Source organism: Nocardia sp. NPDC019395, from assembly GCF_040632335.1.
In the GTDB taxonomy this organism is placed as follows: Bacteria; Actinomycetota; Actinomycetes; order Mycobacteriales; family Mycobacteriaceae; genus Nocardia.
Map to the genome: position 1 here is coordinate 1 of NZ_JBEYBT010000001.1, position 19731 is coordinate 19731.

The 19731-nt window shown below is 67.7% G+C and carries 21 protein-coding genes; 16 read left to right on the forward strand and 5 right to left on the reverse strand.

Annotated features, from left to right (window positions below; translation table 11 throughout):
* Nucleotides 1-479 precede the first annotated feature (479 nt).
* The 6 genes from dapB (at nt 480) to ABZ827_RS00030 (ending at nt 5471) form a co-directional block, all read left to right on the forward strand.
* A complete protein-coding gene (gene dapB / locus ABZ827_RS00005) occupies nt 480-1232 on the forward strand; it encodes a 4-hydroxy-tetrahydrodipicolinate reductase (RefSeq protein ID WP_357230401.1) in 753 nt (250 codons plus the stop codon).
* 62 nt (nt 1233-1294) lie between these two features.
* Nucleotides 1295-1741 carry a hypothetical protein gene (locus ABZ827_RS00010; RefSeq protein WP_357234308.1) on the forward strand — a complete coding sequence of 149 codons (447 nt, stop codon included), beginning with the start codon at nt 1295-1297 and terminating at the stop codon, nt 1739-1741.
* A gap of 95 nt (nt 1742-1836) precedes the next feature.
* Nucleotides 1837-2289: an NAD(P)H-dependent oxidoreductase gene (locus ABZ827_RS00015; RefSeq protein ID WP_357230404.1), complete on the forward strand. Its 453-nt coding sequence runs from the start codon at nt 1837-1839 to the stop codon at nt 2287-2289.
* Between the two features lie 92 nt (nt 2290-2381).
* Complete coding sequence (locus tag ABZ827_RS00020) at nt 2382-3077, forward strand: response regulator transcription factor (RefSeq protein ID WP_357230407.1); 696 nt, start codon at nt 2382-2384, stop codon at nt 3075-3077.
* A 74-nt stretch (nt 3078-3151) separates the two neighbouring features.
* A complete protein-coding gene (locus ABZ827_RS00025; RefSeq protein WP_357230410.1) occupies nt 3152-4459 on the forward strand; it encodes an ATP-binding protein in 1308 nt (435 codons plus the stop codon).
* Entirely contained in the window at nt 4452-5471 is a 1020-nt protein-coding gene (locus tag ABZ827_RS00030; protein ID WP_357230413.1) for a hypothetical protein, read from the forward strand. The genes ABZ827_RS00025 and ABZ827_RS00030 overlap by 8 nt, the downstream gene beginning before the upstream one ends.
* On the opposite strand, the gene ABZ827_RS00035 is transcribed toward ABZ827_RS00030, so the two are convergent.
* Nucleotides 5472-5924 carry a hypothetical protein gene (locus ABZ827_RS00035; RefSeq protein ID WP_357230416.1) on the reverse strand — a complete coding sequence of 151 codons (453 nt, stop codon included), beginning with the start codon at nt 5922-5924 and terminating at the stop codon, nt 5472-5474.
* 148 nt (nt 5925-6072) lie between these two features.
* On the opposite strand from ABZ827_RS00035, the gene dapA reads away from it, so the two are divergent.
* Both dapA and ABZ827_RS00045 read left to right on the forward strand, forming a co-directional pair.
* Nucleotides 6073-6981, forward strand: a complete 909-nt coding sequence (dapA, locus tag ABZ827_RS00040) for a 4-hydroxy-tetrahydrodipicolinate synthase (RefSeq protein WP_357230419.1) — start codon at nt 6073-6075, stop codon at nt 6979-6981.
* Nucleotides 6978-8948, forward strand: a complete 1971-nt coding sequence (locus tag ABZ827_RS00045; protein ID WP_357230422.1) for a ribonuclease J — start codon at nt 6978-6980, stop codon at nt 8946-8948. Before dapA ends, ABZ827_RS00045 begins: the two co-directional genes overlap by 4 nt.
* An 81-nt stretch (nt 8949-9029) precedes the next feature.
* On the opposite strand, the gene ABZ827_RS00050 is transcribed toward ABZ827_RS00045, so the two are convergent.
* Nucleotides 9030-9590 (reverse strand): hypothetical protein, encoded by a 561-nt coding sequence (locus ABZ827_RS00050; protein WP_357230425.1) that lies wholly within the window; start codon nt 9588-9590, stop codon nt 9030-9032.
* A 68-nt stretch (nt 9591-9658) separates the two neighbouring features.
* Complete coding sequence (locus ABZ827_RS00055; RefSeq protein WP_357230428.1) at nt 9659-10054, reverse strand: DUF4189 domain-containing protein; 396 nt, start codon at nt 10052-10054, stop codon at nt 9659-9661.
* A gap of 124 nt (nt 10055-10178) precedes the next feature.
* Between ABZ827_RS00055 and ABZ827_RS00060 the strand changes: the two genes are divergently transcribed.
* From ABZ827_RS00060 to ABZ827_RS00070, 3 genes are all read left to right on the forward strand, one after another.
* A complete protein-coding gene (locus ABZ827_RS00060; protein ID WP_357230431.1) occupies nt 10179-10802 on the forward strand; it encodes a TIGR03085 family metal-binding protein in 624 nt (207 codons plus the stop codon).
* A gap of 154 nt (nt 10803-10956) precedes the next feature.
* Nucleotides 10957-13581 (forward strand): DNA translocase FtsK, encoded by a 2625-nt coding sequence (locus ABZ827_RS00065; RefSeq protein ID WP_357230434.1) that lies wholly within the window; start codon nt 10957-10959, stop codon nt 13579-13581.
* Between the two features lie 118 nt (nt 13582-13699).
* Nucleotides 13700-14704, forward strand: coding sequence for a TerC family protein (locus tag ABZ827_RS00070; protein ID WP_357230437.1), 1005 nt, complete (start codon nt 13700-13702; stop codon nt 14702-14704).
* 131 nt (nt 14705-14835) lie between these two features.
* Here the strand turns inward: ABZ827_RS00070 and ABZ827_RS00075 are convergent, their stop codons facing one another.
* Both ABZ827_RS00075 and ABZ827_RS00080 read right to left on the reverse strand, forming a co-directional pair.
* Nucleotides 14836-15120, reverse strand: a complete 285-nt coding sequence (locus tag ABZ827_RS00075) for a YciI family protein (RefSeq protein ID WP_357230440.1) — start codon at nt 15118-15120, stop codon at nt 14836-14838.
* A gap of 82 nt (nt 15121-15202) precedes the next feature.
* Complete coding sequence (locus ABZ827_RS00080; protein WP_357230443.1) at nt 15203-15742, reverse strand: amino-acid N-acetyltransferase; 540 nt, start codon at nt 15740-15742, stop codon at nt 15203-15205.
* A gap of 158 nt (nt 15743-15900) precedes the next feature.
* Here ABZ827_RS00080 and pgsA point away from each other — a divergent pair, with 158 nt between their 5' ends.
* From pgsA to ABZ827_RS00105, 5 genes are all read left to right on the forward strand, one after another.
* Nucleotides 15901-16554: a CDP-diacylglycerol--glycerol-3-phosphate 3-phosphatidyltransferase gene (gene pgsA, locus ABZ827_RS00085; protein ID WP_357230446.1), complete on the forward strand. Its 654-nt coding sequence runs from the start codon at nt 15901-15903 to the stop codon at nt 16552-16554.
* Nucleotides 16551-17066, forward strand: coding sequence for a CinA family protein (locus ABZ827_RS00090; RefSeq protein WP_357230448.1), 516 nt, complete (start codon nt 16551-16553; stop codon nt 17064-17066). Before pgsA ends, ABZ827_RS00090 begins: the two co-directional genes overlap by 4 nt.
* Nucleotides 17067-17191: 125 nt before the next feature.
* Nucleotides 17192-17635 carry a helix-turn-helix transcriptional regulator gene (locus tag ABZ827_RS00095; protein WP_357230451.1) on the forward strand — a complete coding sequence of 148 codons (444 nt, stop codon included), beginning with the start codon at nt 17192-17194 and terminating at the stop codon, nt 17633-17635.
* A 220-nt stretch (nt 17636-17855) separates the two neighbouring features.
* A complete protein-coding gene (locus ABZ827_RS00100; RefSeq protein ID WP_357230454.1) occupies nt 17856-18689 on the forward strand; it encodes a PspA/IM30 family protein in 834 nt (277 codons plus the stop codon).
* 30 nt (nt 18690-18719) lie between these two features.
* Nucleotides 18720-19664, forward strand: a complete 945-nt coding sequence (locus tag ABZ827_RS00105; RefSeq protein WP_357230457.1) for a hypothetical protein — start codon at nt 18720-18722, stop codon at nt 19662-19664.
* The last annotated feature ends 67 nt before the right edge of the window (nt 19665-19731 follow it).

The window sequence follows — 19731 nt, forward strand, 5'->3', positions numbered from 1 at the left end:
GGCCCCCTTGGTCTCGTTCTTCACTCCCGGCGCTCAGTCGCTGCGCTCCTTCGCTCTGGTCGCTCCAGAACGAGACGGGCCCCGAACCACCAACGTTGACCGGTCGCATGCGGGAAACGGGGGTGGGTTCACATGCCGACCGGCTGGCGGTAGGGGGATCAAACGCGCCGGGGGCGACGGCGGGAACTGGGTGGGTTGTAGGGGGGACGGGCCGGCGGTAGGGGAGTCGAACGCGCCCAAGGGTGACTCTGGACCGGCGGGCGCGCGAAGACCATGCCGGACCGGTGTGCCGAGCGGCGCCGAGTTCAAGCGAGGCTGTCGAAGCGCCAGATCGAAACGTGCCCAGGGGCGGCGCCGGGTCTTACGTGGCTCTCGGAGGTTTGGTCCGAAGAGGCTGAATCGCGGGGCGGTGGGGCGGAGCCGAAAATACGGGGCACTAGGCTCGACCTGGAAAATCGACGACAGGTAGGAGTGGCGAGGTGACGGCACCGATTCGGGTGGGTGTTCTGGGGGCGCAGGGCAAGGTCGGTCAGGCCATCTGTGCCGCGGTCGAGGCGGCTGCCGACCTCGAGTTGGTCGCCACGGTGGACAAGGACGATCCGCTGGCACGGTTCACCGAGACTGGTGCCCAGGTCGTCGTCGATTTCACCCACCCCGATGTGGTCATGGGTAACCTGCGGTTCCTGGTCGACAACGGTATCCACGCTGTTGTCGGTACCACAGGGTTCGACAGCGCCCGGCTCGACGAGGTGCGCGGCTGGTTGTCCGGCCGGCCCGAGGTCGGGGTGCTGATCGCGCCGAACTTCGCGATCGGGGCGGTGCTGTCGATGCGGTTCGCCGAACAGGCGGCGCGGTTCTTCGAATCGGTCGAGGTGATCGAACTGCACCATCCGAACAAGGCCGACGCGCCGTCGGGAACCGCCTACCGGACCGCCGGGATCATCGCCGAGGCCCGCAAAAACGCCGGGGCCGGGGCCGTTCCGGACGCTACGACCACCGAGCTCGACGGTGCGCGGGGGGCCGAGGTCGACGGGGTGCGGGTGCATTCGGTGCGACTGGCGGGGCTCGTCGCCCATCAGGAGGTGTTGTTCGGGACCCAGGGTGAGACGCTCACCATCCGGCACGATTCCATCGATCGTTCGTCGTTCGCACCCGGTGTGCTGCTGGGGGTCCGGCAGATCGGCGGGCGTCCCGGTCTCACCGTCGGGCTCGACCCGTTCCTCGACCTGTGAGCGAATCCGGCGGCGCGTCCGGCGATTCCGCGCCCGACCGGGCGGTGGTCAAGGTCGTGGTGATGGTGTCGGTTCTGGTCCTCGCACTGATCTTCTACTTCCTGTGGCTGGGCCGGATCGCCGTGGAACTGCTGACTTCCGGCGATATCGTCGCTGCCGGCCTGGGGGTCGGGGTATTGATTCTGCCGCTGCTGGGAGTGTGGATGGTCGTATCCACCATCCGGTCCGCGCTGGATCATCAGCGGCTGGCCCGCCGGATCCACGACGAGGGGCTGGAATTGGATGTTTCCGGTCTTCCGCGCCGTGCGTCCGGCCGAATCGAGCGTGCGGCCGCCGACGAACTGTTTCTCACGGTGAAACAGGAATGGGAAGCCGACCCCGACAATTGGCGGGTTTCCTACCGGCTGGCCCGCGCCTACGACTACGCCGGTGATCGTGCCAGGGCGCGCAGCACCATGCGCCGTGCGGTGGAACTGGAACGACACGAACGCGATCCCGGCTCCCGTTAGTATCGCCGCGACGAGATCACTCCGAACCCCGGCACCGGTGCTGTGCGTGTTCCGCGGATGGGCTTCGCCCGGCCGCGCCGGTTAGGCTCGCAAGGGTGCCGACGTTGCTGATCATCCATCACACGCCGTCCCCGCATATGCAGGCGATGTTCGAAGCGGTCCTGGCCGGGGCGAGCGATCCGGAAATCGAAGGGGTCGAGGTGGTGCGCCGCGCGGCGCTGGCTCTCACCGCCGCCGAGATGCTGTCCGCGGACGGCTATCTGCTCGGCACGCCCGCCAACCTCGGTTATATGTCGGGTGCGCTCAAGCACGCGTTCGACACCTGTTACTACACCTGTCTGGACAGCACCAGGGGCCGGCCCTACGGCCTCTATGTGCACGGGAACGAGGGCACCGAGGGTGCCGAGCGCAGTGTGGATTCGGTGACCACGGGGCTGGGCTGGGTGAAGGTCTCGAATCCTGTTGTGGTGATGGGTGAGCCGGGCAAGGACGATCTGCGGCGGTGCTGGGAACTGGGTGCGACAGTCGCCGCCCAGCTGATGGACTGATCCCGCGGTTCCCCTGAAATCGGGGGCTGACCCCGGCGCGCCCGGAACGCCATACTGCTCTGGACGGGGAACTACCCGATAGGAGTTGTGTAGTGACGGAGAGCATCGCGGACCTGAGCGCGCCACGCCGTATCGGTCTGGTCGAGGATCACGAATCGGTCGCGATCGGATTGGCGGCGATGCTCGAAACGCAGCCGGATCTGGAGTTGGTGGCGATCGCGGGAACTGTCGCCGAACTGCTGGGGCACCCTGCCTGCCGGACCGAGGGTGGGCCGCCGCTGGAACTCGTCGTCCTGGATCTGCGCCTGGCCGATGATTCCACGCCCGAAGACAATGTCGCGACGTTACGCGCCAACGGCATGGAAGTCCTGGTGTTCACCGGTGCCGATAACGCGTACCTGGTGCGTTCGGCCGCCCGGGCCGGAGTACTGGGTGTGGTCCGGAAATCGGAGGATGTGGCGACCGTGGTCGCCGCGGTGCGCCGCGCCGCCTCCGGTGAACAGGTCGTGACGACCGATTGGGCCGCCGCCATCGACAGCGACCCGCGGCTGTCCAGTGTCGGTTTGAGCCCTCGGCAGGAAGAGGTGCTAACCCTGTACGCGTCCGGCGAGAAGGCGTCACGGGTAGCGCGGTTGACGGGGCTTTCGGAGCAGACCGTGAACGACTATCTGGGCCGGATCCGGCAGAAGTACGCGGACGCGGGCCGGCCGGCCCCCACCAAAACCGACCTCTACAAGCGGGCGGTCGAGGACGGCTGGCTGCCGGTTCCCGAACATCGCCTGCCGTGAGCGCGACTTCGACATCCCTCGGCGCATCGAAGCGCTCGACGGAATGGTCTTACCACCCGCGCGCTCTGTGGTCGGTGACCCTTTCGGTTGTTCGCTCCCGCAACGCCCGTCCCGAACTCGCCGCCGACCGGGTTGTGCGCCGCTTCGGCCTGGTGATCGGCCTGGTCGGGACGATCGCCGCGGTCCTGGAGCTGCCGGAGATCGTCGTGCAGCACCGCCCGATCCCGCTGATCTGGACGTTGATCACCGTGCCGATCGCATTCGGCATGTTGCCGGTACTCGCCGTGGTGTCGCTCGTCGCGGGGCCGCGTCTGGTCCGGCCGGTGGCCGGTGCCGCGGCCCTGGGATATCTCGCGGCGATGGCGTTGGTGATGCCCTATTACTACGAGATCGTGGAGGCGCCGGGCCTGATCTGGGCGCATCGGCTGGTCATGATCGGCGTACTGGCAGCGGCGCTGGCCTGGCGGCCCTGGCTGGCCGGCGTCTATCTCATTGTCACCGCGGCGACGCCGGGTGTCGCGCTGTACCTGATGTTCGACGAGACGACTGTGCTGTCCGCCATCGACAGTTTCGCGCGTCAAGCCGGATTGTGCCTGCTGTTCCTGTGGTGCGTGGTGTACGCGCGGGCGGCCGGTGTGCGGGTGGATCGGGAATCGGCGATTGCGGGCGAACGGGCGGCCGCGGTCGCGGGGACGGCGGCCAGGGAACGAGAACGCGCGCGTTTCGCCGTCCTGATCCACGACGCGGTGCTGTCCACGCTGCTGGATGCCTCCCGCTCCGGTAACACGTCTCCGGTGCTGCGTGAGCAGGCGCGACGAACGCTCGATCAGCTCGACGCCACCCGGATCTCCGATACCGACCTCGGACTGCTGGACGCGAACTCTGCGATCGGGTTCCTGCGCGCCGCGCTGCACGAGGTGAATTCCGGGATAGAGCTCACCGTGCACCGCGACGGTAACGAAAGTGAATTGCGGATGCCGCCCGCCGCAGCCGGCTCGCTGGCCGCGGCCCTGGGCGAAGCCGCCCGTAACAGTCTGCGCCATGCTGTGGTTCCGGGTCGTATGGTGCGTCGCGAGGTGACGGTAACGGTGGGCGCGGGCGGGCTGCTGGTCGTATTACGCGACGACGGGGCGGGTTTCGAGCGTTCGTCGGTACCTGCCGACCGGCTCGGGATCTCGGCGAGCATTCTGGGCCGGATGCGTCAGCTGCCCGGGGGCGCCGGTTTCGTGGAATCGGCACCCGGGCAGGGGACGACGGTCACCCTGATGTGGGCCGACGCCGGAGGTGGTGACGACGGCACGGATGCCGGAGGCAGCGAAAACGGCACGGATGCCGGAGGCAGCGAAAATGGACCCGTTGCCGGAGGCGGCGAAAATGGCTGAGCGTGGGGCCGATTTCGAACTGCGCGCCCTGCTCGGTATGCGGGGACGGCCGGGCCTGGTCTTCCTGGTGGGCCTCGCGGCCACGATCACCCTGTACACGACCCCGTCGTTCAACCATGTCCCGGTCGCGCAGTTCGCCGCCGCGATCGTGGTGATGCTGGGTGCCGGTGCGATCCTGATGCTGCTTCCCGGCGATCCCCTGCCGTGGCCGGCCACCGTCATGGTGATCGCGGCGGGACCACTGGCCGTGGTGGCGACCCACCTGAACGCCGCCGGGGAGGCGCAGCCTCAACCCTTGGCGGTTTTCCCCGCGTCCTATGCGCTGGCGGTGCTGGCGTTGCGCGGCCGGATCGCCGGGGCATGGGTGGGTGCTGCCGTTATCGCGGTCACTCTCGGTTTCGTGGATATCGTGCTCGGTATCTCGATCGGTTCGCTCGTCGTATCGATCATCGCATTGGCCAGTCTGGCCGGTGCCACTGTCTGTGCGCTCATTCTGCGGCCCACCCAGCGTTCGTTGCGATTACTGCACGATGATGCCGCCATGCGCGTGGCGGCCGAGGCGACCATGGCGGCCGAGCAGTCCGAACGAGTCCGGCAGTTGGGTCGCTTGGACGCGGTGGCCAGGCCGATGCTCGAACGGATCGCGCACGGTATGGAACTGACTCCGGCCGAACGGGAACGATGCCGCCTGCTGGAGGCCGAATTGCGTGACGGTCTGCGCGCGCCTCAGCTGGTCGGCGACCAGCTCAACGCCGCGGCCCGGGGCGCCCGGTCGCGCGGGGTGGAGGTCCTGCTGCTCGACGACGGCGGGTTCGCCGGTGTCGCGGCCGCGCTGCGTGAGCGAGTTATCGCCCTCGCCGTGCGGGAGCTGGATGCGGCCAATTCCGGATCGGTCACCGTCCGGGTGCTGCCCGAGGGACGGCGCAATCTGGCGACGATCCTGGCCAGTGCGCCCGACGGTGACCGGCGTACCGAGATCGGCCGTACCGGCGAGGTCCTCGTCTCCACCTGATCAGGGTGTGTCGTCGCGTTTGGTCGTGCCGTAGCCGCCCCGCATCTGGTCACGCAGGGCACCGGACACCACCCCGGCCATCCAGGAGTTCAGCGACTGCCCGCTCTGCGCGGCGGCCTCCTCGGCGCGGGATTTCACCTGTTCGACCAGACGCAGGGTCACCCGGCTGATATCGCCCGTCATCTCCTCGAACGAGGGGTTGTCGCTGGACGGAGTCCGGCCGACCTCGACCGTGGCGTCGGTGTCGTGCAGGGAGACGCGCACGCTACGGTCGCCCAGCTCGGCGGAGACAGTATCGGCGAGTTCGGTGAGTGCCGAGAGGATGGCCAGCCGGGCCGAGTTCTCCACGGTTTTGGCGAGTGCATCCGCCGTGGCCTGCGTTTTCTCATCGCCGAGGGCGGCCGCGGCCAGGAGGTCGTCGCGGATTCGAGCGGTATATCTGGTGAGATCCATGACATCAGTGTGACGCCATTTGTGATGTCTTACAAGTGTGGGTTTGACGTCTGATAGGTGCGTATCTGCTGCCACCCGGTATCCCGGCGGCCGAGAACACAGACGAGGGTGTCGAGGGCAGCCCGATGACCGGGTAGCCTTTCTGACCATGACGAACGGTGAATCGATGCCTCCGGTGTTGAGCGCGTCCGGCACAGTAGGTGTCGCGATGGTGACCCCCTTCAGCGCCGAGGGCAAGCTCGACATAGACACCGGCGTCTCCCTCGCGCATCGTCTGGTCGACCGGGGTGTCGACCTGCTCGCGATCTCGGGCACCACCGGAGAATCGCCCACCACGACCGAATCGGAGAAGGCCGATCTGCTGCGTGCCGTGGTGGACGCGGTCGGTAACCGGGCGACCGTGATCGCCGGCGCCGGTACCTACGACACCGCGCATTCGATCGAGCTCGCCCGCAACGCCCAGCGCGCCGGTGCGCACGGTCTCCTGGTGGTCACCCCGTACTACTCGCGGCCGACCCAGGAGGGCCTGTTCGCACATTTCACCGCGGTCGCCGACGCCACCGACCTGCCGGTGACCCTGTACGACATTCCGCCGCGCTCGGTGGTCCCGATCGCCTCGGATACGATCCGCCGGCTCGCCGAGCACCCGCGGATCGTCGCGGTCAAGGACGCCAAGGGCGATCTGAACGCCGGTGCCGCGCTGATCGCCGAAACGGATCTCGCCTTCTATTCCGGCGACGATATGTTGAACCTGCCGTGGCTGGCGATGGGCGCGGTCGGATTCATCAGTGTGATCGGGCATCTGGTCCCGGAACGTTTGCGCGAGATGGTGGACGCCTACGCTGTCGGTGATGTGGTGCGCGCTCGCGAGATCAATACAAGTCTGCTGTGGCTCAATGCCGCTATGGCCCGGCTCGGTGGTGTGGCGATGACGAAAGGTGGTCTCCGCTTGCTCGGCGTGGATACGGGTGAACCGCGACTTCCGCAGATCATGCCGAGCCCGGAACAGCTCGAGGATCTGGCCGCGGATCTGCGGGCGGCCGGGGTGCTCGAATGACCGACCCCGCCCCTCGACGTCCCCGCCGCACCGCGCGGCGCGATACCGGTCCCGCCGCGCCCTCGCCGGCGCCGCAACCCGAGCCCACCCCGGCTCCGCCGGCGGCGGAATCCGCGCCCGAACGGGAACCCGAAGTCGTGGCCGCGGAACCGGGCACCACGTCGGCGCGCGCCGAGCCCGCCCCGGAATCCCGGCCCCAGCGGGAGCGGCCGCGGCGGGGTAAAGGCCGCCAATCCGGCCGCGGCCGCGGTGATTCCGCCCGGTCCGCTCCGACCCCGGAGGCCGCCGCGCAGGACCGGCTACCGCTGCCGCCGAAGCTGCCCCGCCAGGGTTTGCGTGTGTTCGCGCTGGGCGGTATCGGCGAGATCGGCCGCAATATGACCGTTTTCGAGTACGGCGGAAAACTGCTCATCGTCGACTGCGGTGTGTTGTTCCCCGAGGATCAGCAGCCCGGCGTGGACCTCATCCTGCCCGATTTCCGTCCGATCGAGGACCGGATCGACGATGTCGCGGCAGTGGTGCTGACACACGGGCACGAGGACCATATCGGTGCCGTGCCGTTCCTGCTGCGGTTGCGGCCCGATATCCCGGTGGTGGGATCGAAGTTCACGCTCGCCCTGGTAGCCGCGAAATGCCGGGAACATCGGCTGCATCCACGGCTCGTCGAGGTCACCGAAGGACAGCACACCGAGCACGGGCCGTTCGACTGCGAATACTTCGCGGTCAACCACTCCATCCCCGATGCCCTGGCAGTGGCCATCCGGACACCGGCCGGGACGATTCTGCACACCGGCGATATCAAGCTCGATCAGCTTCCGCTCGACGGCCGGCTCACCGATCTCGCCGGATTCTCCCGCCTCGGCGACGAGGGCGTGGACCTGTTCCTGGTCGATTCCACGAATGCCGAGGTGCCCGGTTTCGTCACCCCCGAACGAGAGATCGGCGGTGTACTGGACACGGTGATCGGTAAGGCGCGCAACCGGGTGATCGTGGCCTCCTTCGCCAGTCACGTACACCGGATCCAGCAGGTTGTGGACGTGGCCCAGAAGTACGGCCGCCGCGTATGTTTCGTCGGCCGGTCGATGGTGCGCAATATGCAGATCGCGCAGGACCTCGGCTATCTTTCCGTGCCGGACGGGCTCGTGGTCGATCTGGATCAGGCGGCCACCCTGCCCGGCGACAAACTGGTCCTCATCTCCACCGGCTCCCAGGGCGAACCGCTCTCGGCGCTCTCCCGGATGGCGCGCGGTGAACACCGGCAGATTCATATCCGTGCCGACGATCTGGTCGTACTGGCATCCTCGCTCATTCCGGGTAACGAGAACTCGGTGTTCACCGTCGTCAACGGTCTGGCCCGGCTCGGTGCCACGGTGATCACCCAGCAGAACGCGAAAGTGCATGTCTCCGGACATGCTTCGGCCGGGGAGTTGCTGTACCTGTACAACGCGGTGCGGCCGACCAACGCCATGCCGGTGCACGGGGAATGGCGGCATCTGCGGGCCAACGCGGCGCTGGCGGTCGCCACCGGTGTGCCCGAGGAGCGGGTGGTACTGGCCGAGGACGGGGTGGTGGTCGACCTGGTGGACGGGATCGCCTCGATCGTCGGCCGGGTGCCCGTCGGGCACGTCTACGTGGACGGGCTGTCGGTGGGCGACGTCGGTGAGTCGACACTGTCCGATCGGCTGGTACTCGGTGAGGGCGGGTTCATCGCCATCACCGTCGCCGTCGACGCGACCACCGGTAAAGCGGTGAGCCCGCCGGAGGTGAGCGGTCGCGGTTTCTCGGACGACCCCACTGCCCTGGCCGAAGCCGCCGAACTGGTGGAGGCCGAACTGCTGCGCCTGGCCGGCGAGGGGGTCACCGATACCCATCGCATCGCCCAGGCCGTCCGGCGGGTCGTGGGACGCTGGGTCGCCGATACCTACCGTCGCCGGCCGATGATCGTGCCGACTGTGCTCGGCGTCTGATCCGTACCGGAGAAGCGGAGAACCGCCGGAGGGAATATCCCTCCGGCGGTTCTCGTAATGCTCTGCCGGGCCTGGTGGATATCAGGCGTCGGGCTGGCAGGCCGCCGAATCCAGCTGCGCGGATTTGACGATATTGCACGCGAAATCGTGCGCGATCTTCCACTGGTCGCCCTCGGCCACGAAGTCGACCGAGGCGTTGTCCACCGGGCTACCGCCGATGGTGACATCGGCATCGGCCTTGACCTTGCCCTCGGCGGGCTCGCCGACGTTGGTGATCTTCACCGTGACTTCGTTCTTCTTGGCCGCTTCGACCAGCTTGTCGACGAGTTCCGGATCCTGTTCGGCATCCTCGATCCAGGCCAGCTTCTCGTCTTCGCTGACCGAACCGTCGAGCGCCCGGTTGATCTTGTCGTTGAGCTCCTCGGCGGTGGGCTTCGGCAGATTCGGCGCCGGCGTGGTGACCGGGGGCTTACCTTCTTCGCGCCCGTCCTGCGATTTGCCCGATTCGAACTCGGCAGCGGCACCGGTGGTGGGAGCGGCACCGTCGGTCGTGGTTTCCTCGGTGGACGAGCACGCGGTGAAGGTGAGGGCGGCGGCGGCCATTGTCACGGCGGCTACGACCCGGAGCGGACGGATTTTCACAGTTTTGCTTCCCCTACGAGAGATGTCGGCGAATTCGGCGCCGGCCGGAAATGATGGACGGTACGAACTCACGAGCCGTAGCCGGAAGTGCAGTTCCAGTGCTCGATGTAGGCGTTACCCGGATTGCCGGCCAGTGCGTCGGCCCGCGCCGCGGACCGGGTCGCGCCCGAACCGTAACTCAGCCAGTTGTCCGAAACCGCCAGCGCGCCGCAGCCGTTGCGCCAGGAGATCTTGGCGACACAGTCGGCAGCGCCACACCGGTCCTCCGCTGCCTGCTCGGCCTCGGAGTAGCTGTCGTAATCGTAGGACCAGCCGTAATCGCCGGTCGACAGTGATACCGCGATGGCGCCGTAGTAGCTGTTGTACTGCGCGTGCGCCGGAGCGACCGAACCCGCGAACATAGAACCGATGGTCGCCACGAACACGGCGGCAACGGTGAGAATCTTCTTCAAAGGTGTTCCCATTCTGTGTGTATCGGTCCACGACCCTATGGACCGATATGACAAAGTACAGAGCATCTCTGCTGCGTAGCAACCGGATCGGATCGCATCCCCTCCCCGATGGCTGAGTCTCGACTAGATTCATCGTGTGAACATGGCTCAGCGTGAACGCCGTTCAATGGTCGAAACGATGGACGAGACCGGGCCGGACGCGCCAACCCTATGTGGTGATTGGTCGGTGCGCGACCTCGCGGCTCATCTGGTGGTCCGGGAACGACGCCCCGACGCCGCGCCCGGGATCATGTTGCGGCCGTTCGCCGGATATCTGCGGCGGCGGCAGGACAAGGCAGCCCAGCGGCCCTTCCCGGAACTGCTGGAACTGGTTCGCACCGGCCCGCCGTGGTGGTCGCCGTTGCGCCCGGTGGACGCGATCGCCAATCTCAGTGAGATGTTCGTCCACCACGAGGATGTCCGGCGGGCACGGCCGGGCTGGGAGCCGCGGGAGCTACCCGCCGAGGACGAGCAGCGGCTGTGGTCGGTGCTGCGGCGAATGGGCAAGATGGCATACCGTAAATCGCCGGTGCCGGTGGAGCTCTCGACCCCGTCCGGCAACCGGGTCCGGGTGGTGGACGGATCGGGTCCGGCGGTGACGCTGACCGGTGCGCCCGGCGAACTTCTCCTGCACGCATTCGGACGGGATGAGGTCAGGATCGAGACGGCAGGAGAGCCGGAGGCCGTCCGCCGAGTGCTCGAACTCGACCGCTCGATCTGAGCTGCCGGCCCGCTCGCGGCCTGTTTTCCGGCTGCGCTGCCCGATGGCGGTTCGGGCAGGGCAACCGTTCCCGGACGGGCTTTGCGGCCGCTGGTCGGCGCGATACCAGTGTTGCGGATGGTCCGGATGGGGTTGTTGCGGCTAGCCTGAGCCCATGGCAGGTAAGTCCCGCGGCACAACCACACCGGGTGCGCGGGCGGGATCGGCTCGGGGGCGGACCACCGCGGCCCGTTCTCGTTCGGGTACTTCACGTCGATCGGAAGGCGCTACACGGGCCCAGGGTCCGGCGCGTAAGACCACACGGCAGGGCGCCGCGCGCAAAGCGCCGGCGACCCGGCCCCGCCGCACCGCTCGCCGCCCCGCGGCGCCGCGGCGCTCGGAAACCGCGCCGCTGGCCGTATTCGGCCGACTGGTGGGCGGCGGATGGACCATGGCCGCCCGCGGCGTCGGAGCCACCACACGGGCGATCAGCCGCGCCGGGGAGATCGAACACGGGCACCGCCGCGACGGGGTCGCGCTCGGGTTGATCGCCGTGAGCGCCGTGATCGCGGCGGCGGTCTGGCTGTCCGCCGGCGGCCCGATCGGGCACTGGGTGGAGGGCATCATCCGCGCCGTGACCGGTTCGGCCTCCTCCGCGCTCCCGTTCGTGGCATCCGGTATCGCCGTCGTGCTCATGCGCACCGAACCACGACCCGATATCCGGCCACGCCTGGTCCTGGGCGGGTTGCTGATCGGATTGCCCTTCCTGGGGCTGTGGCATATCGCCGACGGAGGCCCGGCGGACGCGGCCGGCCGTGCCGAGGCCGCCGGTTTCATCGGTTTCGTCATCGGTGGCCCGCTGACCGATGGCCTGACCGCCTGGCTTTCCGTGCCGATCCTGCTGCTGGCCATGGTGTTCGGCGTGCTGCTGGTCACCGGGACGACCGTCCGGGAAGCACCGCAGCGGTTGCGGGAATTCTTCGGCGCCCCCGCGGTGCAGGAGGATTACCGCGACGGATTCGACCCGGTGGACGAGTACGAAGCCACCGCGTCGCCGGGCCGGTCCCGACGCCGTGGGCGCACCCCGGCGGATAATTACCCAGCCGACGAATTCATCGGTCCCATGGCAGACGCGGGCGGCGCGGGCGAGCCGCCGCTGCGCGATGCCAAACCGATCGCTCCCGCGGAGGACGAGCGGCCGGCCGGGCGTAAGAAGCGCAAACCCGCGAACCCCGCACCGGTCGACCAGACTCCGCCGCCGCCGGCACCGGAACCGGAATTCGTCGCCGACCGGGTCGCCGAGGGCGATTACACGCTGCCGCCGATGAATCTGCTCGTCGACGGCGATCCGCCGCGCCGGCGCAGTGCCGCCAACGAATCGATGATCGAGGCGATCACCGAGGTACTGGTGCAGTTCAAGATCGATGCGGCGGTGACCGGGTTCGTCCGGGGCCCGACGGTCACCCGGTACGAGGTGGAACTCGGGCCGGGCGTGAAAGTCGAGAAGATCACCGCGCTGACCCGCAATATCGCCTATGCCGTGGCCACCGAGAACGTGCGCTTGCTCGCACCCATCCCGGGAAAGTCCGCGGTGGGTATCGAGGTGCCCAATGCCGACCGCGAGCTGGTGCGGCTGGCCGATGTGCTGAAGGCGCCGTCCACCCGCAACGACCACCATCCGCTGGTGATCGGTCTGGGCAAGAACATCGAGGGCGAGTTCCTGGCCGCGAATCTGGCCAAGATGCCGCATCTGCTGGTGGCCGGGTCCACCGGTTCCGGTAAATCGAGTTTCGTCAACTCGATGCTGGTATCGCTGCTGCAGCGGGCCACCCCGGACGAGGTCCGGATGATTCTGATCGACCCGAAGATGGTCGAACTGACCCCGTACGAGGGCATTCCTCATCTGATCACCCCCATCATCACCCAGCCGAAGAAGGCTGCCGCGGCACTGGCCTGGCTGGTGGAGGAGATGGAGCAGCGGTATCAGGATATGCAGGCCAGCAAGGTGCGCCATATCGACGATTTCAACCGGAAGGTGAAATCGGGCGCCATCACCGCACCGCTGGGCAGCGAACGTGTCTACCGGCCCTATCCCTACATCCTGGCCATCGTCGACGAGCTCGCCGATCTCATGATGACCGCTCCGCGCGATGTGGAGGATGCCATCGTGCGGATCACGCAGAAGGCGCGTGCCGCCGGTATTCACCTGGTATTGGCCACACAGCGCCCGTCGGTGGATGTGGTGACCGGCCTGATCAAGACGAATGTGCCCTCGCGGCTCGCGTTCGCCACTTCCTCGCTGACGGATTCGCGGGTGATCCTGGATCAGCCGGGCGCCGAGAAGCTCATCGGGATGGGTGACGGTCTGTTCCTGCCGATGGGCGCGGGCAAACCGACCCGCCTGCAGGGCGCTTTCATCAGTGACGAGGAAATCCACGGGGTCGTCGAGTTCACCAAGAACCAGGCCGAGCCGGAATACACCGACGGGGTCACCGCCGCGAAGGCGGGGGAGAAGAAGGACGTCGATCCGGATATCGGTGACGATCTCGATGTGTTCGTGCAGGCCGTAGAGCTCGTGGTCACCTCCCAGTTCGGTTCCACCTCGATGCTGCAGCGCAAACTGCGGGTCGGGTTCGCCAAGGCCGGACGGCTGATGGATCTGATGGAGACCCGCGGTGTGGTGGGGCCGAGCGAGGGCTCCAAGGCGCGGGATGTGCTGGTGAAACCGGATGAGCTGGACGGTTTGCTCTGGTCGATCCGCGGCGGCGGGGACGAAACCGCGGAATCGGGCGACGAGTGATCCGGGGCGGCCGGCCCACGCTGTGAGAGGATGACCGGCAACCACCCCGCAAGCCGACCGAATCGGGCATATCGGGCATGATGGGTTTCATGACTCGCACCGTTGAACGGATCGCCGTATGCAGGTAACCGCTCTCGTCTGGGTGATCACCATTCTGGTGATCCTCGGTTTGTTCGTTTTCGACTTCTTCGCCCACGTTCGCACCCCGCACGAGCCGACATTCCGTGAATCCGCCTTCTGGTCGGCGGTGTACATCGGCCTGGCGCTCGCCTTCGGCGGTATCGTCGCCTGGAAGTGGGGCGGCACCTACTCCGGCGAGTACTACGCGGGTTTCGTCACCGAGAAGGCTCTCTCGGTGGACAACCTGTTCATCTTCCTGATCATCATGTCCACCTTCGCCGTGCCACGGATCTATCAGCAGAAGGTGCTGCTGATCGGCATCGTGGTCGCACTGGTGATGCGCGGCGCGTTCATCGCTGTCGGCGCCGCGGCCATCAGCGCGTTCAGCTGGGTCTTCTACCTGTTCGGCCTGTTCCTGGTCTATACCGCGATCAATATGCTGCGGGAGAGCGGGCACGAGGTCGAAGGGGAGCAGAAACGCGACAGCCGGATCGTCGCACTGACCAAACGGCTGGTACCGACCACCGAAACCTACGACGGTGACAAACTGGTGACCCGGGTCGACGGCCGCCGGGCAGTCACCCCGATGCTGCTCGCGCTGCTGGCCATCGGTTTCGCCGACCTGCTCTTCGCGCTGGATTCCATCCCGGCGATCTACGGGCTCACGGAGGAGCCCTACATCGTGTTCACCGCCAACGCCTTCGCGCTGATGGGCCTGCGTCAGCTGTACTTCCTGATCGGCGGCCTGCTCGACCGGCTCGTGTACCTGTCGTACGGTCTGTCCGCCATCCTGGTGTTCATCGGCATCAAACTCGTGCTGCACGCACTGCACGAGAACAATCTGCCGTTCATCAACGGCGGCGAGCATGTGAACGTGCCGGAGATCTCCACGGCGGTATCGCTCTCGGTGATCCTCGGGATCCTCGTCATCGCGACGGTGGCCAGTCTCCTGCGCACCCGTGGACGCGCCCGGCCCCGCCCGGCTACGGAGTCGAGGGACTGACCCGGCCCGCCGTCGTCCGCTCGGTGACAGCACCGGGGACGACGGCGGTTCAGGGCACGCGGGCGGCGAGATGGAATCACCTGGCCGACGGATCTCGCCCGCGGCCGGCTGCCCGGGGTGCTGTGGTCGAATCAGTCGGCGAACGCGCCGAGTACGGGCTGCCATTCGACGGCCCGCACCTCGTCGATCAGTTTCTCCTGAGCGAACGGATCCTGTGCCAGGAGTCCGGCGAGGCTTTCGGCGTCCGTCGTCCGGAAAAGCAGCAGCGCTCCGGAACCGTCCGGGTACGGTCCGCTGCTGAGCAGCGTGTCCGCCGAGATCTGGTCGGCGAGCCAGGCCCGGTGTCGGGGGCGATGGGTGTCACGATCGGCGATTGTGGCATCCGAATATGTGTAGTGGACGGCGAAAATCGGCACAGTCGGACTCTAGTGCGCGGCCGCCACCGCGATGACGTCCCGTCTTCGCCCATCGGGCCGGGAATGCGAGCGGCCGGTCCGTTCAGAGCGTGAGCAGCATCCGGGTATTGCCGAGGGTGTTCGGTTTCACATAGCTCAGGTCCAGGAATTCCGCCACGCCCGTGTCGTAGGACCGGCACATCTCCGCGTAGACCTCCGCGGTCACCGGGGTGCCGTCGATCTCGGCGAAACCGTGCCGGGCGAAGAACTCGACCTCGAAGGTGAGTACGAACAGCCGGCTCAACTCCAGCTCCCGGGCCACCTCGATGAGCCGTTCCACGATGAGTTTGCCCACACCGTGGCCTTTGACCTCCGGCAGCACCGCGACCGTACGCACCTCACCGAGGTCCGCCCACAACACGTGCAGGGCACCGCAGCCGACCACGCGATCCCCGAGTTCGGCGACCCAGAACTCCTGGAGCGATTCGTACAGGTTGACGAGGTTCTTCTCCAGCAGGATGCGGCCGGCGTACGCATCGACCAGCGATTTGATCGCCGGGACATCGGAGGTGCGGGCACGACGTACCCGCACCGCGGCGGTCCGCGTATCGGTCGCGCTGCCCAGAGGTCCCCGTGAGGTCATGGGGTGCACAGTAGTCGGCGGCGGTACCGATAGTCTGAGTGTGTGCCGCAGACCCCGCCCGCCCGCTCGACCCCGCGCGCCTGTTCCGGCGCGTCGGCGCAGTGGGGGATTTGCGCGGCGACGCGGCGGCGTTCTCGCCCGGTGGCGCAGAGGCGGCTATGAGCGTGCACCCCGAGGAGATGGAACGGCGACTGGTCGCCCCCGCGCCGATGCGCGGGGAGCCCGCCGCGGCGCCCGCCGAATCCGCCGTCCCACTGCTGAACATCGCCAACATCCTCACCATGGCGCGGATCGCGCTGGTCCCGTTGTTCGTGCTGGCCCTGTTCGCGGGCGGTGGGCACGAGACGGGCTGGCGGGTCACGGCGACGGCGCTGTTCGCCCTCGCCGCGATCACCGACCGGTTCGACGGTCAGCTTGCCCGCAAGTACGGGCTCGTCACCGATTTCGGCAAGCTCGCCGACCCCATCGCCGACAAGGCCCTCATCGGGTCCGCCCTGATCGGGCTCTCCCTGCTGGGGGATTTGGCGTGGTGGATGACCGCCGTAATCTGTGCCCGCGAAATAGGGGTGACCCTGCTGCGGCTGGCGGTGGTGCGGCGCGGTGTCATCCCGGCCGGACGGGGCGGCAAACTCAAAACGCTCGTCCAATCCGTGGCGATCGGTGTGCTGCTGCTACCGCTGTCCGGCGGATTCGCGACCGCGGGAATGGCGCTGATGTGGATCGCGTTGGTGCTGACGGTGGCGACCGGACTGGACTATATCGGCCAGGCCGCGCGGCTCTGGCTGGCCGGACCGCACCGCAGCCGCCGATGACAGCCGGTGCCGCCGACCCGCTCACACCGGGGACCGCCGCCGCCGAACTGGTCGCGGACCTACGGGACGGTGGCAAGACCGTCGCCACCGCCGAATCACTGACCGCGGGTCTGGTCGCCGCGACGATCGCGGGCGTTCCGGGCGCGAGTGCGGTGCTCCGTGGCGGCCTGATCGTCTACGCGACCGACCTCAAACATCAGCTCGCCGGAGTCTCCGAGCAGGTGCTGGCCACCGAAGGCCCGGTTGCGGCGAGTACCGCCGAACAACTCGCGGTCGGTGCCCAGACCAGGTGCGGCGCCGATTGGGGCCTCGCTCTCACCGGGGTCGCGGGCCCCGACCCGCAGGACGGGATCGAGGTCGGCACTGTCTTTCTCGGGATCGCCGGATCCGGGCATACCGAGGTGATGCGGTTGAAACTGACCGGAGACCGGTGGAATATCAGGTACACAGCGACTCGCGCCGCGGTACAGGAACTGCTGCGGTGCGTGCGGGGCGTAACACCTACCCGGTGAGCAGTTCCGTATCGGCCACGGGAACCTCCGGGGCCGGTTCCGACGTTGTGCCAGGAGAGAACCGCGTGCATGCCGTGGGCTGCGGCATTTGAGGGCGACGAGCCTACCGGGAGAAGGAGAACTCGATGACGCTGCTGCGAGAAGCGATCGGGAACAGTCTGCGGCGTGCCCGCCTCGCCCAGAGCCGGACCCTACGCGAAGTATCCGCCTCGGCCCGGGTGAGCCTCGGCTACCTGTCCGAGGTGGAACGGGGCCGCAAAGAGGCCTCCAGTGAACTACTGGCCGCGATCTGCGAAGCCCTCGAGGTACCGCTGGCGCGGGTGCTGTGGGATGTGAGCACGGCGATCGCCGGCGAAGATCCGGCCATGGCCGGCGCGCCCGGCCGGGCGGATGCCGAGCCCGCGGCCGCCGCCCAGCCCACCGCAGAACCGGCCGCGGCCGAACCCGCCGCGGCGGGGGCCGGTGCGTCGATGTCGGCCGGATCCGCCCGGCCTCGGGTCGACGGGGATACCCGGATTGTCATCCCGGCGCCCACGAACGGTCCGCTGGTCCTGGTCGAAGCGGCCTGACCGGTCATAGCCGAGGTATACCCGATCGTGACAATGCGCAGGGTGCACCGGAGCGGATAGATTCGTACCAGGCGTCCGCGGCCCGCCCGTGGCGTGACGCGGCGCTTTTCGGTGACCGGTACCCGGCGCCGCATGGTGGAGGATAGGCACATATCGAGTGCGTGACGGTCGCGCACTCCGAGTCGCCCAGGCGGCACACAGATGGAGGCGGGATCAACCGATGGCTAATCCGTTCACGAAGGCCTGGAAGTATCTGATGGCCCTCTTCGACTCCAAGATCGAGGAGCACGCGGATCCGAAGGTCCAGATTCAGCAGGCTATCGAAGAAGCGCAACGCCAGCACCAGGCCCTGTCCCAGCAGGCCGCCTCGGTGATCGGTAACCAGCGGCAGCTGGAGATGAAGCTGAACCGGCAACTCGACGAGGTCGAGAAGCTCAATGCCAACGCCCGGCAGGCGGTCTCGCTCGCCGATCAGGCCACGACCGCCGGTGATACCGAGAAGGCGATCCAGTACACCAACGCCGCCGAGGCTTTCGCCGCACAGCTGGTCACGGCGGAACAGTCGGTCGAAGACCTCAAGGTACTGCACGACCAGTCGTTGCAGGCCGCCGCGCAGGCCAAAAAAGCGGTCGAGCAGAACGCCATGCTGCTGCAGCAGAAGGTCGCCGAGCGCACCAAACTGCTCAGCCAGCTCGAACAGGCCAAAATGCAGGAGCAGGTCAGCGCCTCCCTGCAGCAGATGGACAGCACCCTGTCCGCGCCCGGTAGCGTGCCCAGCCTCGACGCGGTCCGGGACAAGATCGAACGTCGCTACGCCACCGCGCTCGGGTCCGCCGAACTCGCCCAGAACACCGTTCAGGGCAGGATGATGGAGGTCCAGCAGGCCAGCATCCAGATGGCAGGCCACAGCCGGCTCGAACAGATCCGGGCCTCCATGCGCGGCGATTCGCTGCCCGCCGGGAATACCAACGCCGCGATCGACCCGGGTCAATCCGCCACCGAGCCGGCGCAGGCACAACCGCAGATGAACAAAGGCCAGACCGCTCAGCAGTAGCGGACAGAGAGAGTTCGGCGAGGACAGCGTATGAAGTCTGATCGACCCCGGTTCCCCACCGGGCTCCGGGAAGTCGACCGCACCTGGCCGGAACTCCAACCGCAGGCCGCCTATCTGACCGATACCCTCCGCGCCGCGGGGGAGAACGCGCTCGGCGCGGTCCGCCGCTGGGCCGACCCGCGGGAACGCGAACTGCGCCGGCGCCGCCGATCCCGCCGCCGCAGCATAGGTCTCGGAACCGCCTCCGGGCTCACCACTGCCGGCGCGGTCGGTCTCGTGATTCTGTCCGCACCCGCCTGGGCGGTGGTCGTCCTGGGCGGTGGTGCTGTCGCACTGGTGACCGGGGCCGCGCTGAGCACTCGTCGCTACCTGCAGTTGCGGCGCAGTCCGCTGCCCCCACCCGGATACGTTCCACGCAAACTTCCACCGTCCCGTTCCGCTGCCCGCCCCGCGATGGCCCGGCTGGCCCGAGCCGAACGTGCCCTGCACGATGTGGCCGGCCAGATCGCCCGTTCGCGACGGCTTCCCGCGGACGAACTCGAGGACCTGGTGTCGACCGCGGCATCCGGTGCCGCTGCCCTGACCGCGCTCGCCGCCGATATCGCCACCATGGAAGGCGCGGTGCGCGCTCTGCGCGGGGGTGCGGCCGAACTCACCGACGCCGCCGACGTGCACCGGCTGGACGAGACCCTGCGTTCGATAGTGGCCCGGCTCGATACCGGTGTCGCCGAATACGAACAGGTTGTGGCCGCCGCGACCCGGGTGCTGGCGGTGGACGAGAAAGGCGCTCTGCGCTACGAGTTCGACGGTATCGTCGCCGACCTCCGCCATGCCGCCGACCGGATGGACGGCTGGGCTCAGGCACTCACCGAACTCGCCGATCGGGCGCCCGAAACCCTGCTACCACCGGCCGCGGCAGGTGTGCCCCGGCCCGCGCCGGTCGCTGAGCCCGCGCGGCGTCGTGTTCGTCCGTAACCCTCCTCAGGGTCATCCCTGATCTTCCCCCGATATTGCTTTTCACCTGGTGATTTTCTATCTCCGG

Coding starts and splice junctions, on each gene's coding strand:
- ABZ827_RS00045 (WP_357230422.1), top strand. CDS start 6,978: ATGACCGACCCCGCCCCTCGACGTCCCCGCCGCACCGCGCGGCGCGAT.
- ABZ827_RS00070 (WP_357230437.1), top strand. CDS start 13,700: ATGCAGGTAACCGCTCTCGTCTGGGTGATCACCATTCTGGTGATCCTC.
- ABZ827_RS00080 (WP_357230443.1), bottom strand. CDS start 15,742: ATGACCTCACGGGGACCTCTGGGCAGCGCGACCGATACGCGGACCGCC.
- pgsA (WP_357230446.1), top strand. CDS start 15,901: ATGAGCGTGCACCCCGAGGAGATGGAACGGCGACTGGTCGCCCCCGCG.
- ABZ827_RS00010 (WP_357234308.1), top strand. CDS start 1,295: ATGGTGTCGGTTCTGGTCCTCGCACTGATCTTCTACTTCCTGTGGCTG.
- ABZ827_RS00095 (WP_357230451.1), top strand. CDS start 17,192: ATGACGCTGCTGCGAGAAGCGATCGGGAACAGTCTGCGGCGTGCCCGC.
- ABZ827_RS00030 (WP_357230413.1), top strand. CDS start 4,452: ATGGCTGAGCGTGGGGCCGATTTCGAACTGCGCGCCCTGCTCGGTATG.
- ABZ827_RS00100 (WP_357230454.1), top strand. CDS start 17,856: ATGGCTAATCCGTTCACGAAGGCCTGGAAGTATCTGATGGCCCTCTTC.
- ABZ827_RS00105 (WP_357230457.1), top strand. CDS start 18,720: ATGAAGTCTGATCGACCCCGGTTCCCCACCGGGCTCCGGGAAGTCGAC.
- ABZ827_RS00055 (WP_357230428.1), bottom strand. CDS start 10,054: ATGGGAACACCTTTGAAGAAGATTCTCACCGTTGCCGCCGTGTTCGTG.
- dapA (WP_357230419.1), top strand. CDS start 6,073: ATGACGAACGGTGAATCGATGCCTCCGGTGTTGAGCGCGTCCGGCACA.
- ABZ827_RS00090 (WP_357230448.1), top strand. CDS start 16,551: ATGACAGCCGGTGCCGCCGACCCGCTCACACCGGGGACCGCCGCCGCC.
- ABZ827_RS00035 (WP_357230416.1), bottom strand. CDS start 5,924: ATGGATCTCACCAGATATACCGCTCGAATCCGCGACGACCTCCTGGCC.
- ABZ827_RS00065 (WP_357230434.1), top strand. CDS start 10,957: ATGGCAGGTAAGTCCCGCGGCACAACCACACCGGGTGCGCGGGCGGGA.